This is a genomic window from Pseudoalteromonas shioyasakiensis (assembly GCF_022398475.1).
In the GTDB taxonomy this organism is placed as follows: Bacteria; Pseudomonadota; Gammaproteobacteria; order Enterobacterales; family Alteromonadaceae; genus Pseudoalteromonas.
Map to the genome: position 1 here is coordinate 102,005 of NZ_JAKEVM010000001.1, position 17,110 is coordinate 119,114.

14 protein-coding genes are annotated in these 17,110 nt (G+C 43.0%); 7 read left to right on the forward strand and 7 right to left on the reverse strand.

From position 1 onward, the window contains the following. Positions 1 to 35: 35 nt before the first annotated feature. From L1D51_RS00520 to L1D51_RS00540, 5 genes are all read right to left on the reverse strand, one after another. Positions 36 to 734 carry a glycerophosphodiester phosphodiesterase gene (locus L1D51_RS00520; RefSeq protein ID WP_054561032.1) on the reverse strand — a complete coding sequence of 233 codons (699 nt, stop codon included), beginning with the start codon at positions 732 to 734 and terminating at the stop codon, positions 36 to 38. After that, positions 731 to 1,597: a DMT family transporter gene (locus L1D51_RS00525; protein WP_054561031.1), complete on the reverse strand. Its 867-nt coding sequence runs from the start codon at positions 1,595 to 1,597 to the stop codon at positions 731 to 733. The genes L1D51_RS00520 and L1D51_RS00525 overlap by 4 nt, the downstream gene beginning before the upstream one ends. Positions 1,598 to 1,684: 87 nt before the next feature. Then, a complete protein-coding gene (locus L1D51_RS00530; protein WP_239962053.1) occupies positions 1,685 to 3,211 on the reverse strand; it encodes a polyamine aminopropyltransferase in 1,527 nt (508 codons plus the stop codon). Then, entirely contained in the window at positions 3,201 to 4,019 is an 819-nt protein-coding gene (locus L1D51_RS00535) for a hypothetical protein (RefSeq protein ID WP_054561029.1), read from the reverse strand. Before L1D51_RS00535 ends, L1D51_RS00530 begins: the two co-directional genes overlap by 11 nt. Before the next feature lie 20 nt (positions 4,020 to 4,039). After that, entirely contained in the window at positions 4,040 to 4,888 is an 849-nt protein-coding gene (locus tag L1D51_RS00540) for a DUF350 domain-containing protein (protein ID WP_054561028.1), read from the reverse strand. A gap of 181 nt (positions 4,889 to 5,069) precedes the next feature. Between L1D51_RS00540 and rnr the strand changes: the two genes are divergently transcribed. After that, positions 5,070 to 7,553 (forward strand): ribonuclease R, encoded by a 2,484-nt coding sequence (rnr, locus tag L1D51_RS00545; RefSeq protein WP_055199218.1) that lies wholly within the window; start codon positions 5,070 to 5,072, stop codon positions 7,551 to 7,553. After that, positions 7,550 to 8,296 carry a 23S rRNA (guanosine(2251)-2'-O)-methyltransferase RlmB gene (gene rlmB, locus L1D51_RS00550; protein ID WP_239962055.1) on the forward strand — a complete coding sequence of 249 codons (747 nt, stop codon included), beginning with the start codon at positions 7,550 to 7,552 and terminating at the stop codon, positions 8,294 to 8,296. The genes rnr and rlmB overlap by 4 nt, the downstream gene beginning before the upstream one ends. A gap of 69 nt (positions 8,297 to 8,365) precedes the next feature. Here the strand turns inward: rlmB and L1D51_RS00555 are convergent, their stop codons facing one another. Next, complete coding sequence (locus L1D51_RS00555) at positions 8,366 to 9,292, reverse strand: manganese-dependent inorganic pyrophosphatase (protein WP_055020763.1); 927 nt, start codon at positions 9,290 to 9,292, stop codon at positions 8,366 to 8,368. Between the two features lie 151 nt (positions 9,293 to 9,443). Here L1D51_RS00555 and L1D51_RS00560 point away from each other — a divergent pair, with 151 nt between their 5' ends. The 5 genes from L1D51_RS00560 (at position 9,444) to L1D51_RS00580 (ending at position 16,584) form a co-directional block, all read left to right on the forward strand. Then, a complete protein-coding gene (locus tag L1D51_RS00560; protein ID WP_239962057.1) occupies positions 9,444 to 9,935 on the forward strand; it encodes a hypothetical protein in 492 nt (163 codons plus the stop codon). Between the two features lie 11 nt (positions 9,936 to 9,946). Further along, positions 9,947 to 10,756 (forward strand): bifunctional DNA-formamidopyrimidine glycosylase/DNA-(apurinic or apyrimidinic site) lyase, encoded by an 810-nt coding sequence (gene mutM, locus L1D51_RS00565; protein WP_054552701.1) that lies wholly within the window; start codon positions 9,947 to 9,949, stop codon positions 10,754 to 10,756. A 74-nt stretch (positions 10,757 to 10,830) separates the two neighbouring features. Further along, positions 10,831 to 12,057, forward strand: coding sequence for an efflux RND transporter periplasmic adaptor subunit (locus tag L1D51_RS00570; RefSeq protein ID WP_239962060.1), 1,227 nt, complete (start codon positions 10,831 to 10,833; stop codon positions 12,055 to 12,057). A gap of 2 nt (positions 12,058 to 12,059) precedes the next feature. Continuing rightward, the gene (locus L1D51_RS00575) at positions 12,060 to 15,194 is read left to right on the forward strand and encodes an efflux RND transporter permease subunit (RefSeq protein WP_239962062.1); all 3,135 of its coding nucleotides are present in this window, start codon (positions 12,060 to 12,062) and stop codon (positions 15,192 to 15,194) included. Then, on the forward strand, positions 15,187 to 16,584 hold the full coding sequence (locus L1D51_RS00580) for an efflux transporter outer membrane subunit (protein ID WP_055020761.1): 1,398 nt from the start codon (positions 15,187 to 15,189) through the stop codon (positions 16,582 to 16,584). The genes L1D51_RS00575 and L1D51_RS00580 overlap by 8 nt, the downstream gene beginning before the upstream one ends. Positions 16,585 to 16,618: 34 nt before the next feature. Here L1D51_RS00580 and L1D51_RS00585 read toward each other — a convergent pair whose 3' ends face one another. Continuing rightward, a complete protein-coding gene (locus L1D51_RS00585; protein ID WP_054552700.1) occupies positions 16,619 to 17,107 on the reverse strand; it encodes a DUF3299 domain-containing protein in 489 nt (162 codons plus the stop codon). Positions 17,108 to 17,110: the final 3 nt, after the last annotated feature.

A 17,110-nucleotide genomic window follows, 5' to 3' on the forward strand; every position in this document is an offset into this window, starting at 1 on the left:
CACATAATTCAACAGTATAGCTTAGTTTTGTTGAGTTACAGTGACTGCAGTGTCATTTGTGTATGACACGGAAAATTAGTAAAAATACCATCTACGCCATACTCTAGCATTAATTCGATATCTTCCACTTTATCGACCGTGTAAGCATAAACTTGAAGGCCGCGTTGTTTTGCGTCAGCAACAAACTCATGGTTTATAAAGTTTTTATCTACATGAATGCTATAGGCATGGAGTTTTTGCGCAAACTCGCTGTAATTAATTGGGATAGAAGCGGTTAGTGCACCAATCTTTACCCACGGCAATTTTTGCTTTAGCCACATCAGTTGATGGTGATCGAATGAAGAGACTAGCAAGTTATCCCGAGAAATTTTCCCAGCGCTAACGTTTGATTCTATAAGCTCTACAAATTTATCTAACGAAAAAGTATGTTTAAGCTCTAAATTAAGTAAAGTTTTATCAGCAACCCAATCGATTGCCTGTTGTAAAGTGGGCACGCACTCGCCATTGCCTGCATCGTATTGTTGAATTTGCTCTTTTGAGCAGGCGTTTACTTTACCGCGACCAGAGGTTGTACGATCAAGCCAAGTGTCGTGAATAATCATGTAATCATCAAGGCAGCTTTGCACATCAATTTCGATGCCATCTACTGCTAAATCAACAGCTGCGATAATGGCGCTTTGAGTATTTTCTGGGTAGGTACCACTGGCACCTCTGTGAGCGAATACTTTCATCATTGCTTATACCTACGAGTCACTGACCATGTTTCATAAAAAGCGGCACTAATCACCAGTGCGCCACCAATAAGAGTGCTAATTGAAGGTTGCTCATGCAAAATTAAAAAAGCGAAAAACGTACCGTATAAAGGCTGCAAACACGATATCAAACCAGCGGTTGAAGCTGATAAGTTTTTTAGGCTTGCTGCAAACAGTGAATGCGGTGCTGCTGTAAAAATAACTCCTACGGTAATTAATAGCAGCCAATTTATTGTATCAACTTGTAATGGCGGTACTTCGACAAAGGCGCATAGCATAATGCAGGCGATCCAAGTTTGATAAAGCATGGTTTGTGGGCCGCCATATTGGCTAAAGTAACGCTTGTGAACGATATTTCGAAAAGCAAAAAAGAACGCTGACAAAATACCAATAGCAATTCCGAGTGTGACATCATTGCCTAAGCTGGCATCAGGAATAAGTAAATAAATACCAAGCATCACCACCAAGGCGCTAAAAATATCTTTGAGCTGTGGTTTACTGCCATGAAATAAAGGCTCTAAAAATACCGTGATAACAGGGTAAGTAAAAAAGGCAATCATACCGACTGCAATACCTGCTAATTGCATACCTGCGAAGTAGGTGAGCCAATGTATTCCAACAGTGATACCAAGTAACAAGGCTATAAGGTAGTCGCGACGCGAGTGAAGCTTAATCGCTTTGTGTTGAATTGTAAGTAAGATCAGTAAGGCACAGCCTGCAATTGCTGTTCGGTAAACGGTAATATCTAATGCACTTAAGCTGACTAGCTTGGCGAATAATGCAGTACCACCAAATAGTAGCACTGCAATGTGTAAGTATATTAGGCTCTGTTTGTGCGCCTGCATTACAAACCTTGTTATTGTTGTTATTAACTCTCTTTGTAACGGTAATCCTTTACTTTGTAAACTCCCCAAATGGGCTAATCCATTCGTTTAGTTCCAATATTTCCATCCCTGCAAGTAATAGTGCAGCACATTCGGCTCATCAAGCGTCGATACTTTTTCATTGTTTGCGCTAATATCCGGCGTGAAAATAAACAATTGTGCGTCATTTTCTGGGCGGTAAAAGCGGGTTTTAACTGGCAATACTTGTTGGTTTCTGCACATCAAGTTGCAAGCCATAACAAAGCCCCATTCGCCAAAAGAGGGCACATTTAAGTGATAAGGCAAGGTGTGCGCAAAGCCCGCTGCACTGAGTGTGTTGTTGATAGACCAAAATGCTTGCTTCGCAAAAAATGGACTGGTGGCTTGGGTCACGACAATACCGCTATTTGGTAATCGTGTTTTTACTAGTTGATAAAACTGCTGACTGTATAGCCGTGCTAGGTTGATTGCTTTTGGATCCGGTAAATCAATAAAAATAATATCGAACAGCTGTTCGCTTTGCTCAATATACACATAGGCATCTTGATGAATAACAGTCACTTTTGGGTCACGGAGTGAGTGCTTGTTAAGTGTTGTCAGGTTGTGATTAGTTTGCGCAAGTTTGGCGACTGCGGGGTCTAAGTCGACTAGGGTAATAGATTCTATTTGCGGGTACTTCAAAAGCTCTCTAGCTGCTAAGCCATCGCCACCGCCTAAAATTAGAATACGTTTTGCATTACCATGGCGCACCATGGCTGGGTGAATAAGCGCTTCGTGATAGCGATACTCATCAATCGATGAAAACTGTAAGCCACCATTTAAATAAAGACGAATATCATCTTTATGACGAGTCAGTACAATTTGCTGATAGGGGGTTTGTTCTGAGTGTACTACACGATCATCGTAGATTTGGCTTTGCCAAAGATGGGTGAGCTGTTTACTAGCAAATAAGCAAAGCACTAATACTGAGCAGACTAAAACTAATGTGAGTCTAAGCACTTTTCGACGATTTGGGCTGATATGGTCGATAAAGTACCACAGCAATAACAGCGCAATACTTAGATTCATTAAGCCAAAGCTTAAGGCTGTTTTAAAAACCCCAAGCCAAGGTAAAAATAGAAAAGGAAACAGTAAAGTCGCAAGCAGGGCGCCAAAGTAGTCAATAGATAACACATTAGCGAGGTTTGCTTTTAGCGCATAATGTTTTTCCATTAGGCGACTTAACAGCGGAATTTCTAAGCCAATCAAAATCCCTATTAGCGTAGTGAGTAAAATACTAATTGCTTGCAGTGGTAAACCAAACGCATAGCAGAAATACAGCAATGGCACACTCAAACCGCCAAGTAGTGCAAGCGCAAGCTCAAAACCAATAAAATACACCAGCAATGGCTTATCAGGCACAAAGCGGGAAAAATAAGAGCCAACCCCCATTGCTGCCATATAGACGCCAATCGTCAGGGAAAACTGAGTGATGCTATCACCCAAAAAGTAGGCACCAGTGGTTGCGATCAGTAGCTCATAGATAATTGAGCAAAGGCCAGCAACAAAAATACTAAACAGTAAAATGTGGCTTTCGCGAATTGATTTATTTACCACCTGGGCCGCCTCGTGAACGGAAACCTGCACTACCAATACTTTGCTCACGTAATTGTTTATCAACGCTTATTGTGAGGTGGTGATAGGAGTAAACTTGCCAATCTTGCTCTTTGTCACCTTTGCTATATGCCAAGAAGGAAAAGAAGAGAACGGGTGCTAAAAACAGTAACACAATAGGCCAAACTGAGATACGCGATTCCATTGCTTTTATAGCCTCAGGGTTTAACTTATTGATTGGTTTATAAGTAATATCAGAGCCTTCACGCTCAGCTTCTAAACGATGCAGCATTACAAATAGGGCTACACCGCCGATGAAACCAGAAATCCATAACAGCGGTAGCATAAAATTACTGTTACCTTTGATTGGGATAATACGAAACGTATAACTAAAATGTTCGGCACGCTTATTTGGGCCAAACGTACTACTGACGTAGGCGCTATATTGCCCCTTCTTTGGGAAGTGGACATCGTGATGAGTATAATCACGGTACTCAGTCCATTTGCCATCTGAATCGTGTCCGGTTTCGGCCCAAAGTTCATCAGAGTAACTAAATAAGTAGTTACCATCAGGGTCAAAAATTTCGATATCAATAGCTTTCCAAGAGTTTAAAGGCAGTCTGCCTTTAATTTCTAAGCGCATCATTTGGCCATCTTCTGGCACTGTAAATAGGTAAGGTTTGTCTTGTCCGTCGTAGTCTTTAAAGTTGCCATATTGGCCACTAATAAGTGGCGCTTGTAGATCTGCACGTATCACCAAGCAAACAACAAATGTGATAGCGGCAATAATAAAAAGCTTATAGATGTTCATCCATTACTCCATAAATAAGCTTAAATAGCGATAGTGATGATAACAGCAACACAGATTGCAATGCTGCTTTCAATAACCGCAACGGCGGTGTTTTTGTCGTGCATTGCTTGGTCGAGTGAAATTTTGCTAAAGATAATTTTATCAACGAGGTAACGCACAATTGGTAAAATTAAAAAGCCAAATAATGCGTCAATAAAGAATAAGCTTAAGCTTTGTTGCCAAGTATGAAAGCCACCAATGAGCGCATGACACAAGATAATAGCTAACGCCAACATAGTGCCTGAAAAGCTAAGTGCAACGGCTTTGTTGCCTTTTTCGAGCTGTTCATGGAGATTAAAAGCAGTGAGGTGATCATAGCCTTTGGCAAAAATGATCAGCATTAGTTGCCCTAAAAAATAAAACACTATGGCAGATAACCAGCTGCCTTCACCGGTTAATGCGCCACCAATGATCAGTGCTGCGGCCATATAGTTTGCTGCTTGTACTAAGCCCACAGCCTCATTTTGTTGGTTAATTAATTGCTCTTGGTTACAGAACAAGCGCAGCAGTAATTTGTCATTTAAAATACGTGAGCAGGTTAGCAGCACCATACCTAATACACTGTACAGTGATACATTCATCAAATCTCTTAGTAAACCTTGGCTAGGTCCAGCTAAAACAAAACCATAAATAATGGTAATTGCCCCTAAGTAGCCGCCAATAGATAAACCCAAGGCACTGTTGGCATTATCGGTTAATTGGCTGGTGGTGTTATAAGGGGTTGCTAAGTTATACGACAGTTTTGCAACCGCTATGATCGCAATGAACAGACCAATATAGGCGCTGTTGTAGGCCATCGTTGCGAGGTAGTGGGTTAAGTTAATATCCATATAATTATGTTAGCTTGTTGTTATTTTCCGAAAATATTAACACAGAGTGTTTGTTGCAAAGAATATCAAAGCTTCATTTTTGGCAGAATTAATCAATTTCTTAAAAGTTTCATAGCTTTTGCCTGTCTCATTGTTAGGTTATGGGTTAAAATAACAACATAACCAACTAACAAGATAGTGAATGTCAAAACAGGATCCCAATCTCAGTCGAGAACAAGAAAAGTACGAAAACCCCGTCCCTAGCCGTGAGTTTATACTTACTCATTTAGAATCTCGCGCCAAACCAGCAAACTTCACACAACTTTGTGACGAATTACATGTGAATGATACAGAGCGTCAAATTGCGTTCAAACGTCGTTTACGTGCTATGGAACGCGATGGTCAACTGTATTTCAATAAGTTTAAATGCTACGCATTGATTGATGAATCTGGGCTAGTTAAAGGCAAGGTCATTGGTCATCGTGACGGATTCGGCTTTTTAGAAGTTGAAGGTGAGAGTAAAGATTGGTTTATCGCAAAGCACCAAATGAATATGGTGTTGCACGGTGACATTGTGCTTGCTAAAGGCAATCGCAAAGGCTCAAGTGGCAAATGCGATGCACGCATCATTAAGGTATTAACCAATGAACGTGCACCGATTGTTGGCCGCTATTTTGTTGAGCATGGTATTGCTGTTGTTGTGGCTGAAGACCCACGCATAACGCAAGATATTATGATACTACCGGGTAGTGAAAATGGCGCGCGCCACAACCAAATGGTGCAGGTGCAAATTACCCAAAACCCAAGCCGACATATGAATGCGGTAGGCAAAGTCACTGAGGTACTGGGTGAGCACTTAGCACCGGGTATGGAAATTGAAGTTGCACTACGCAATCACGATATTCCTCACGTTTGGCCAGAAGCGGTTGAAAAGCAAGTTGCTCATTTAGGTGAGTTTGTTGATGAACAAGCAAAGCAAGGTCGCGTTGATTTACGTGACTTACCGCTAGTTACAATCGACGGTGAAGATGCCCGAGACTTTGACGATGCCGTTTATTGTGAGCGCAAACCATCAGGTGGTTGGCGTTTATGGGTGGCTATTGCCGATGTGTCGCACTACGTAGGAATGAACACGCCTCTGAATAAAGAAGCGATTGAACGTGGTAACTCAGTATACTTCCCTGAGCAAGTTATTCCGATGCTGCCAAAAGTGCTATCGAATGGCTTGTGCTCATTGAACCCAGAAGTTGACCGTTTATGTATGGTTGCTGAGATGACGGTGTCAGAAGCGGGTAAGTTGTCTGGGTATAAATTTTACGAAGCGGTGATGAATTCACACGCTCGTTTTACCTACACCAAAGTGAATGCGATTTTACAAGGCGATGAAAAGCTACGTGAAGAGTACGCTAAAATGGTGCCACATTTAACTGACTTACAGCAAATGTACATGGCACTTAAAGCTGCTCGCCAAGAGCGTGGTGCGATTGAGTTTGAAACCTTAGAAACGCGCTTTGTGTTTAATGCACATCGTAAGATTGAATCAATTGTGCCTGTGGTTCGCAATGATGCGCACAAACTTATCGAAGAGTGCATGATTTTAGCGAACGTATCGGCAGCCCGATTATTAGAAAAGCACGAGGCGAGTGCGCTTTATCGTGTGCATGATGAGCCTGATGCCGAAAAGCTTGGTTTCTTCAGAAACTTTTTATCAGAGCTTGGTATCGAAACTGCGATTTCTGATGAGCCAACACCAAAAGAAATAACCCAAGTGTTAGCTAAATTAGGCGACCGCCCAGAAGCTGAGCTTATTCAAACCATGTTGCTCCGTTCAATGAAGCAAGCGGTTTATCAGCCAGATAACATTGGCCACTTTGGTTTAGCTTTACCAGCCTATGCCCACTTTACATCGCCAATTCGTCGTTACCCTGATTTAGTGGTGCACCGTGCAATTAAAGCGGTACTTAAAGCGCAAGGTCAGCAAACATCGGGTGAGTATGCCTACACTGATGACGAAGTTGATATTTTAGGTGAGCAGTGTTCAACCACTGAACGCCGTGCTGATGATGCGACTCGCGAAGTAGCAGATTGGCTGAAATGTGAATTTATGCAAGACCATGTTGGTGACGAATTTGGTGGGGTGATCTCATCGGTAACTAACTTTGGTTTATTTGTACGCTTAGACGATTTACAAATCGACGGCATGATCCATGTAACTAACCTGGGCAATGAGTACTTCCATTACGATGGTGCTAAGCATTGCTTGATTGGTGAACAAACTCACACTGTTTATCGTTTAGGCGATAAACTAACGGTTCAGGTGTCATCTGTCAGTCTTGACGAGCGACGCATAAACTTAGTGTTAGCAGGTGAAGCGCAACAAGACCGTTATGCGCGTCGTCGTGGCCGTAGTGCCCCTGCAAAACCAAGTGTTCGTGCCCAGCTTAAAGCAGGTAAAATTCCTGGTAAAAAAGCGCAGTCAGGCAGCTTTGAGGCAAAATCAGGCGACAAAGAGAATGAAAAACGTGGCAAGTCTTCATCTTCTAAAGGGCGTAAAAAGCCTAATAGTAAACAAGCTGATGCTGTAAAAGCTGGCAAAAAGAAGAGTAAGAAAAAAGCCACCAAAAAGGCAAAAAGACCGGGTAAGAATGCCCGTAAACGTAATGGCCGAGGAGCAAATAATACGTGAGTAATGAATTAATTTTTGGTTTTCACTCAGTTGAAGCAATATTAGCAAAAGAGCCTGAGCGCTTTTTAGAAATATACGCTTTAAAAGGGCGTGAAGATAAACGTTTAAACCCGGTTATTGACCAAGCACGTAAATTCGGTATTTCTGTACAATTTATGCAGCGTAAAGCGCTTGATAATAAAGCAAATGGTGAGCAGCACCAAGGGATTATCGCTAATGTAAAAGCGGCGCGCATGTATAACGAAAAAGATCTAGATGAGATCATTGCCCGTGAAGAAACGCCTTTCTTACTGGTACTTGATGGTATTACTGATCCACATAACTTAGGTGCCTGTTTACGTAGTGCAGATGCTGCGGGCGTGCACGCGATTATCGTTCCTAAAGATAAGTCTGCAAAACTGAACGGCACAGCGCGCAAAGTAGCATGCGGTGCAGCAGAAACAGTGCCATTAGTTCAAGTAACCAATCTTGCGCGTACGTTGCGTGAAATTAAAGATGCTGGCGTTTGGGTTGTCGGCACTGCCGGTGAAACAGATACTGAGTTATTTGATGCAAACCTAACAGGGCCAATGGCTATTGTTATGGGTGCTGAAGGGGATGGTATGCGCCGCCTTACTCGTGAGCATTGTGATTTATTAGTTAAAATCCCAATGGCTGGTTCGGTATCTAGTTTAAATGTGTCAGTTGCGACCGGTATTTGTTTATTTGAAGTGTTACGTCAGCGTAATGCAACGCAAATCTAACTACCGCGAAAATTTCAGACACAAAAAAAGCCGATGTAACATCGGCTTTTTTGTATCTAACAGTTCTGATTAGATTTTTGCAAAAGCGTCTTGTAGTGGTGGTACTACTTGCTTCTTACGGCTTAATACGCCATCTAACCATACGCGACCGTCTTCTGATTTAACATCATAGGCAGCTTCGATTACTGATACGTCATCAGACGCAATTAGCATTTCAGAGCCTTCTTTCATGATATCGGTTAACAGGAGTAATACTGAGTGGCGACCGCCTTCTTCTTTAAGCTTTGCGATGTCAGCTTCAAGGTCTGCTTTGATCTCATCAAATACAGCAAGGTCGATAACTTCTAGCTGGCCAATACCTACTAGCTTACCGTTCATGTTGAAGTCTTTGAAATCACGCATTACTAAATCACGTGCAGGGGTGCCATCAACTGCTGATTTAACCTTGAACATTTCCATGCCAAGTTCTTTGAAATCTTCTATGCCAGCGATTTCAGCAAGTGCTTCAACACATTTGATATCAGCTGTTGTACACGTTGGTGATTTAAAGATTACAGTGTCGCTTAAGATAGCGCATAACATGATGCCTGCGATATCTTTTGGAATCTCTACGTTGTAGAAGTCATACATCATTTTGATGATAGTGTTTGAACAACCCACTGGGCGGATCCAACACTCAAGTGGTGTTGATGATGTCAAGTCGCCTAGTTTGTGGTGATCAACAACACCTACAACACGCGCTTCATCGATGTCATCAGGTGCTTGTGTTTTTTCTGTGTGGTCAACGATATAAACGTCTTCGCCTGCGTAGCTAAGTTTTAGCTCAGGTGCTTCGAAACCGAATTTATCTAGGATAAATTGTGTTTCAGGTGATACTTCACCTAAACGCGTCGGGATCGCAGGTTCATTGATCTGGTTTTTTAAGTATGCAAGCGCAATTGCACCACAAATTGAATCTGAATCAGGGATCTTATGACCCACTACATACATTGACATTGACGGAACTCCTTTAAATTTGGCGGATATTTTAGCAAAGTATCGACAGATTGATACATAACAGACATGAAATTTTGTTGATCAATTACAACTGCCAATTAATGTCCTTTTTGGTTACACTTTAAGATATTGAAAACTGAGGAAGATACTGATGCGCTTGAGCCGAAAAGCATGGAATAATGTGGTGATTATTTCGATGCTATTGATGATTTTTTTCTTCAATGGCCTACATAAAAAGCTCAATACACAGCCCGTTGAAGAAGGAGTACAAGCATTACTCCCAGAACAAAGCTTTATTTTGGCGATGGCATTTCCAGAATTAAAAATCGAGCGTATCGGCACCTCTTGGCGTAGCCAATCACTGCAAGAAACCACATGGCAAGGCGATGAGCAGCAGCTCGAACAACTTGTTGAACTTTGGCAACATCAAAGACTGACTATTGCCAGTCTCCCTGTTAGTAAAATTTCACAGACATCGGCTGATTATGTTGCCTCCGTGTGGCTAGCCGGGGAGCAGTTGCCAGCGGTGTATCAGTTGTACAACATAGATCAGCAATACTATTTATTAGATAAGCGGTTACAACGAGTATTTGAGCTTGAACAAGCTGATGCTGCTAAGTTATTTCCGTTATACCCGTTTTAAGAGAGTCACAGATGCCTGAATTACCAGAAGTTGAAGTTAGCCGTTTGGGAATAACGCCGCATGTGCTTAACCAAACAGTGACCAAAGTAAATATTCATAACGCTAGTATGCGTTGGCCTGTGCCTGATGATGTATATCAATTACAAGGACTTAAAGTTACTTCAGTGGAGCGTAGAGCAAAATATTTATTACTCGGTTGTGAGCTGGGTAGTGTTATTTTGCACTTAGGAATGTCGGGCAATTTACGAGTTGTGAGCGCAGATGAGCCATTAAAAAAGCACGACCATATCGAATTTATTTTAGCCTCAGGTAAAGCGCTAAGACTCAACGACGCGCGTCGCTTTGGTGCCTGCTTATGGCAAGCACCAGGCGAATGTCATACCTTGCTAACCAAGCTTGGACCGGAGCCTCTTACCGATGAGTTTGCTGCAAAGCGTGTTTACGAACAGTCTAGAAATAAAAAAGTACCAATTAAACAGTTTATTATGGATAACGCTGTGGTAGTTGGTGTAGGTAATATCTATGCTAATGAGTCGTTATTTAAGGCCGGAATTCACCCGAAACGAGAAGCCGGCAAGGTGTCTTTAAAGCGTTATCAGCAATTAGTGCCTATTATTAAAGAAACACTTGCTGCGGCTATCACGCAAGGCGGCACAACATTAAAAGATTTTGCTCAAAGTGATGGTAAGCCCGGTTATTTTGCCCAGCAATTACTAGTTTATGGTCGCAAAGGTGAGCCATGTGTAACGTGTAAAGAGCCATTAAAAGAAATTAGATTAGGGCAAAGAAGCACTGTGTACTGCTCTAATTGTCAAAAATAACAAAGAATCCCTCATCTATGTAGTATTGCAACAGATAGCAAGATAGAGACAGGCTTAAGGAATGAGAAGGTTGTATGCTATTAAACAAATACGTCATAGGGTGCGTGTGCTTAGCGGCACTGGTGGGTTGTTCTAAAGAGCAACCTCAAGTTATCGTTGAGGAAGTGGTTACCGCTGAGGTTAAGCAGTTTGATGTGCCGCTGTATGGGAATTACGTGGCGCGTACAGACGCTTCACTTGATGTTGAAGTACGCGCACGGATCACCGGCTTTGTACAAAGTGTTGAATTTGTTGAAGGTAGTTGGGTAAACGAAGGTGATTTACTCTACACTATTGATGATAGACCCTACCGAGCTAAGCTTAATCGCGTTAAAGCCGCACTACAAAAAGACCAAGCAGCGCTGGCAAAAGCAAAGCGCGATGTTACTCGTTTAAAACCCCTCTACGAGCAAGATGCAGCAAGTCAGCTCGACTACGACAATGCAATTTCTATTCAAGAGCAAGCGCAAGCGTCATTATCAGCAACCCAAGCAGAACTTGAAGAAACCAAGCTCGATTTAGAATATACCCGTATTACGGCGCCAATTAGTGGCATGGTTGGTAGCTCTGAAGCCGATCTCGGTGCTTTGGTCGGCAGTAATGGTATTTCACTCCTTACTACCATTCAGCAAATAGACCCTATTTTCGTTAATTTTAATATGTCGGCACTTGATTATTTGAATGCCAAGCGGCGTATGACCAGCATGATGGAGCAGCTACAAGCCGAGCAACAAGGCAAGGCGCTAGAAGGCTTTGTACGTATTTCTTTGCCTGATGGCAGTGAGTATCGATATTGGGGTGATGTGAGTTTCACCGACCCTAAAATTAGCCCGAAAACGGGCACCTTTAAAGTAAGAGCAAAGCTGCCTAACCCTAATAGTGAGCTATTACCTGGGCAATATACAAAAGCACGGATTAAATTAGCTGAGTTGAAAAATGCCATTGTTGTCCCTGAGGAAGCTACCCAAGTGGAGCAGGGTGGTATTTATGTAATGGTGGTACTTGATTCAGGTGAGATAGAGCGGCGCTTTATTGTTGTTGAGCATTACGGTGAACAAGGAATTGTTGCTAGCGGTGGCTTGAGTGCGGGTGAGCAAGTGGTGGTGAAAGGTTTGCATCGCATTCGTCATGGTCAGCAAGTAAAAGCGATTTCGTTAGCCGAGTTTGAAAAACGCCGATTAACGCCAAACACGGGCACTACTCCACTGGCGCCAGATAAACCAAGCAAACAAGATGATGAAAAAAATCAGCAGGGAGCTTAGCTATGTTTTCGCATTTTTTTATCAAGCGTCCAGTGTTTGCTATCGTTATTTCGTTAGTTATTTTACTCACAGGCTTGGTCTCGCTCTTTACCCTACCCATTGATCAATACCCAGATATTGCTCCGCCGTCGGTTAAAGTGTCTGCTTCATTCCCCGGCGCAACGGCAGAGACCGCATCTGAGTCGGTAGCCATTCCTCTTGAACAAGAATTAAATGGCACGCCGAATATGTTGTATATGGAGTCAAAGGCAACTAACTCTGGCAGTGTTGGGATCACACTCACCTTTGATGTTGGCACCGACCCAGATCTCGCCCTTGTCGATGTACAGAACACCGCAAGCCAAGCAGGCAGTAATTTACCTGTTGATGTGCAAACTGAAGGGGTGAATGTATCTAATGAAAGTTCCGTTGAGCTTTTAAAACTGGCACTGACCTCTGATGACCCACGCTATGACGAAATCTATTTGAGTAACTACGCTAGCATCAATGTAGAGGCGGCTTTAAAGCGTGTTCCGGGGGTTGGCAAAGTGCGAAACACCGGCTCGCGTTCATATGCTATGCGGGTCTGGTTAAAGCCTGATATTTTAGCGGGTTACGAGTTAACCGTGAATGATGTGACCGCAGCAATCAAAGCGCAAAATAAAGAGGCAGCTGCTGGGGAGATTGGCGCTCAGCCAATGAGCGATGCAATTAAGCTTAACTTTCCGGTACGAGCACAAGGTCGGCTTAATAAGGTGGGTGAGTTTAATAGTATTATGCTGCGAGTTAACAGTGATGGCTCGATGATCCGTTTGCGAGATGTTGCAAGGGTTGAGTTGGCGTCGTCAGCGTACACTTTAAATTCAAAACTAAATGAACAGCCCGCCACTATTTTGCAGGTTTATATGTTACCAGGCTCTAATGCATTAGCGGTTACTGAACGTGTTAAGGCTGAGATGGAACGCCTGAGCGCGGCTTTTCCAAAGGGAGTGAAATGGCAGTTATTTTATGATGCCTCTGAGTTCATCAAGCTGTCGATTAATGAGGTGATCAATACCCTTATTCAAGCGCTTATCTTAGTGATTTTAGTGGTGTATTTATTTTTGCAAAACTGGCGAACAACTTTAATACCCGCTTTAGCTGTGCCGGTGTCAATAGTGGGTACCTTTATCGCCTTGGCTGCATTTGGATTTACCATCAACAATGTCAGTTTATTGGCTATGGTATTGGCAATCGGCATCGTCGTTGATGATGCGATTGTTGTAGTCGAAAGTGTTGAGCGACTGATCAATGAGCAAAATATGGAGGTAGTTGCTGCTACTAAGCAAGCGATGACAGAGCTTTCTGGCGCCATAGTGGCAACCTCTTTAGTACTGGCAGCGGTGTTTGTTCCAGTGTCTTTTTTAGCCGGTATTACGGGCATTATGTACCGAGAATTTGCGATTTCAATTACCGTTGCGGTACTCATTTCGACCCTAGTTGCGTTAACCTTGAGCCCTGCTTTATGTGCGATTTTCTTAAAACCTAGCCTCCCATCAAACAATAAGATTTTTGTTAAATTTAATAACTGGCTTGAAAGTGTTGGCGAAAAATACACTTGGCTTGTAAAGGCATGCTCTGAAAAAGCAAAACGTAGTTATATTGGCTTTTTTATAATGATAGGTGGCTGTTACTTTGTGTTTAGCCAATTACCAAATAGCTTTATGCCGCAAGAAGATCAAGGACGCTTTTTTGTTGATATTACCTTGCCAGATGCGGCAACGGTCTCACGTACCAATGAGGTGATAAGTAAAGCTAACCAATTTGTTATGAGCCATGCTGGGGTGGCTTATTCATTCACGCTAGCGGGTGAAAACCGCCGTGCTGGTAGTGCGCAATCACATGGTCAAATGGAGGTGATTTTAAAGCCTTGGCAAGTGCGTGCAGAGCAAGGTTTTACGGTCACAAGTGTGATGAATGATATACGTAAGCAGCTCTACGCCATTCCCGATGCTGAATTTAATGTGTTTCAGCCATCGGCTGTGGCGGGGCTTGGTTCGGGCTCTGGTGTTGAGTTTGCGCTGCAAGAAAAAACAGGGGGCAACTTAACGAGTCTGGTTGAATCGCTCGAGGTACTGCTGGCAAATTTAAATAACCGCCCTGAAGTTGCTAAAGCAAGTAGCTCACTGCGTGGCTCAGTACCCCAGCTGTTTTTGGAATTAGATAGAGAAAAAGCCATGGCATTAGAGGTGCCGATTGCTGATGTTTACAGCACAATGAAAGTGCTTACTGGCTCATCAACAATTAATGACTTTAATTTATTTGGTCGCGTTTATCGGGTTAAAGTTCAGGCTGAAGATGAATTTAGGGCACGCCCTGAAAACCTCAACGAATTTTATGTGCGTTCAAAAAATGGCGCAATGGTGCCATCAAATGTGCTTGCTAAGCTAAATTTAACAACCGGTCCGTCTGCAATAAATCGCTTTAATATGTTTACCAGTGCCATGGTGAATGTATCGCCAGCTGAAGGTTATGCATCGGGTGATGTAATTAACGTAATTAAAGAAGAAATGGCAAAACTACCGCCTAACCTTGGCTATGAATGGACAGGATTAACCTATCAAGAAATTCGCTCATCGGGTCAGCTAAGTATCGCTATCAGCCTTGCTATTGTGTTTGTATTTTTATTTTTAGCGGCGCTCTATGAAAGTTGGAGCTTGCCGTTTGCTGTACTACTAATAAGCCCGATTGCCATGTTGGGAGCCTCTGTATTGACCTTAGTGACGGGGCATGAAAACAATTTATTCTTCCAAGTCGCCTTTATTGCCTTGATCGGCCTTGCGGCAAAGAACTCAATTTTGATTGTTGAGGTGGCAAATCAGCTTTATCAGGAGGGGATGGATGCTACTGATGCAGCAATAGAAGCCGCCCGTTCTCGCTTTCGGCCTATATTAATGACTGCAGCCTCTTTTGTGCTTGGTGTATTGCCGTTAGTACTTGCTTCTGGCCCCGGAGCGGTTGGTCGACAGTCGGTATCTATGCCTATTTTAGGGGGGATGTTACTGGCAAGCTCTATCGGCATAATATTAGTGCCGCTGTTTTTTATTACCGCTGCACGCTTTGTAAAAAAACAGCAAACACCGGCCTCTAAAGTAGTAGAGGAGCAAGTCGATGCATAAATTGTTACCATTGCTTTGTTTCGCTTGCATTCAAGGCTGTGCTGTAGGGCCTGATTTTGAAGCACCTGAGCATAGTGAAGTTGCTAACTTTATGGGCGCAACAGCAACGCCACAATCGGAGGCTTTAGCGGGCTGGAAGCAAATTTATAGCGACCCTCATTTGCAAAAGCTGATTAGCCAAGCGCTTCTTAACAACCAAGATATGTTAATTGCGCAATCGAAAATTATTGAAGCGCGAGCTCGGTATCGAATTACGGATGCCGCTTTATGGCCTGATGTGAATGTAGGGCTTACTTCAGAGCGAGAAGAAGAGCTTAATAGCAGCCCAGAAAATACCTTTGATTTAAAAGGTTACTTAAGTTGGGAGCTAGATTTATTTGGTAGTAACCGACGCGCAAGCGAAGCCGCACTGGCAAATTATTATAGCCAAGAGCAAGCAAGAAACGCGTTGCAGCTCGCCTTGATTGCTGATGTTGCTCAGCAGTTTTTTGCCCTCAAAGAAGTTGAAGAGCAATTAAAAATTAGCCTCAGTACGATTAAGCTTCGCGAGAAGGAGCTTGAAATTGCGCGTATTCGTAAAAAAGGCGGTATTATTTCAGGGCTAGAACAGCGCCAAGCCGAGGTTGAATTAGAGTCAGCGAAAGTGAAGATCCCTCCTTTACAGCACAGTGAAAGGCGGATTATTAATCAGTTAAAGTTTTTGATTGGTGATGCCAATGCTGATGTGCAAGGGGGGAATGAGTTATCTGTGCAAACCCTTCCTAAGCAATTACCCACAGGACTACCTAGTGAACTGTTAAAGCGTAGACCAGATGTGCAGCAAGCAATGTATCAATGGCAAGCGGCCATGGCTGAAATTGGGGTCGCAAAAGCGGCCTTATTCCCAAAACTTAAGTTGTATGCCGAATATGGCAGTGAAAGTACTGATTTTAGTGATTTGCTCGCCAGTAATTCGCAGGTTTGGTTGCTGGGCTCAGAGCTTTTAATGCCAATATTTAATATGGGGCGCAATCAGGCAAATTTAACGGTGGCGGAACAACGAGCTTATCAGGCAAGTATTCAATATCAGAAAATAGTGTTGGTGGCACTGCAAGAAGTGAGCAATCAGCTTTCGAACTATCAGTCGGCAGAAAAAAGCTATGATGCGCAAAGAAGCTTGGTGCTCAGTAGCCAAGATTACTATCGCTTAGCACGCCTAAGATATAGCAATGGTGTTGCCAGCTCCCTTGATTTAATGGATGCACAGCGCCAGTTATTTTCGGCAGAAATTGCGTTATCGCAGGCAAAAAATGATCGTCTGCAAAGCCTAGCAACGCTTTATAAAGCCCTTGGTGGCGGGTGGTATGAATTAAGCGAACAGGAACTAGAAAAAGAAAAAGTGGTGGATTAATTTAAAGAGCATGCAAAAACATGCTCTTTAAAACTTATAACTCAAATGGTGCTACACCGACGGCTTTCATTTTATAGCCGACTTGGGCAATTTCACCAGACCAGGTTTCGGTGCTGATAACGCCTGTCACGACAATCGCATCGTAGAGGCTTTCGATTGGTACGCCGTCTTTAATCGTGACATGCACAATTTGATTTGGTGGCGGTGGTGGCACGTGGATACAGGCACCAAAATAAGGAACCAATAAAAACTCGGTGATCACTTCGCTGTCGCCTTCAAGGGGAACAACAAAACCAGGCAAACTCACTGATTGGCCATTAAGCTCTTTTACCACGGGTGCATCAAGGTCTGGTTGCACCCAGTTTTGCTCGCTACCTTCATGGTTTGCTTGCGCTTGGGTGTCGATTTGGACATGACCTTTTGGAATTAAATCTTCCCAGAAGATTTCTTTAGGTGCGCCAGCATTAGCTCCAGCACACACAACTAATGCGACTAAAGCGACGAATTTTCGAAAAAACGGCATAAC

Coding starts and splice junctions, on each gene's coding strand:
- L1D51_RS00575 (WP_239962062.1), top strand. CDS start 12,060: ATGTTTTCGCATTTTTTTATCAAGCGTCCAGTGTTTGCTATCGTTATT.
- mutM (WP_054552701.1), top strand. CDS start 9,947: ATGCCTGAATTACCAGAAGTTGAAGTTAGCCGTTTGGGAATAACGCCG.
- L1D51_RS00540 (WP_054561028.1), bottom strand. CDS start 4,888: ATGGATATTAACTTAACCCACTACCTCGCAACGATGGCCTACAACAGC.
- L1D51_RS00520 (WP_054561032.1), bottom strand. CDS start 734: ATGATGAAAGTATTCGCTCACAGAGGTGCCAGTGGTACCTACCCAGAA.
- L1D51_RS00585 (WP_054552700.1), bottom strand. CDS start 17,107: ATGCCGTTTTTTCGAAAATTCGTCGCTTTAGTCGCATTAGTTGTGTGT.
- L1D51_RS00525 (WP_054561031.1), bottom strand. CDS start 1,597: ATGCAGGCGCACAAACAGAGCCTAATATACTTACACATTGCAGTGCTA.
- L1D51_RS00535 (WP_054561029.1), bottom strand. CDS start 4,019: ATGAACATCTATAAGCTTTTTATTATTGCCGCTATCACATTTGTTGTT.
- L1D51_RS00570 (WP_239962060.1), top strand. CDS start 10,831: ATGCTATTAAACAAATACGTCATAGGGTGCGTGTGCTTAGCGGCACTG.
- L1D51_RS00555 (WP_055020763.1), bottom strand. CDS start 9,292: ATGTCAATGTATGTAGTGGGTCATAAGATCCCTGATTCAGATTCAATT.
- rnr (WP_055199218.1), top strand. CDS start 5,070: ATGTCAAAACAGGATCCCAATCTCAGTCGAGAACAAGAAAAGTACGAA.
- L1D51_RS00560 (WP_239962057.1), top strand. CDS start 9,444: ATGCGCTTGAGCCGAAAAGCATGGAATAATGTGGTGATTATTTCGATG.
- L1D51_RS00580 (WP_055020761.1), top strand. CDS start 15,187: ATGCATAAATTGTTACCATTGCTTTGTTTCGCTTGCATTCAAGGCTGT.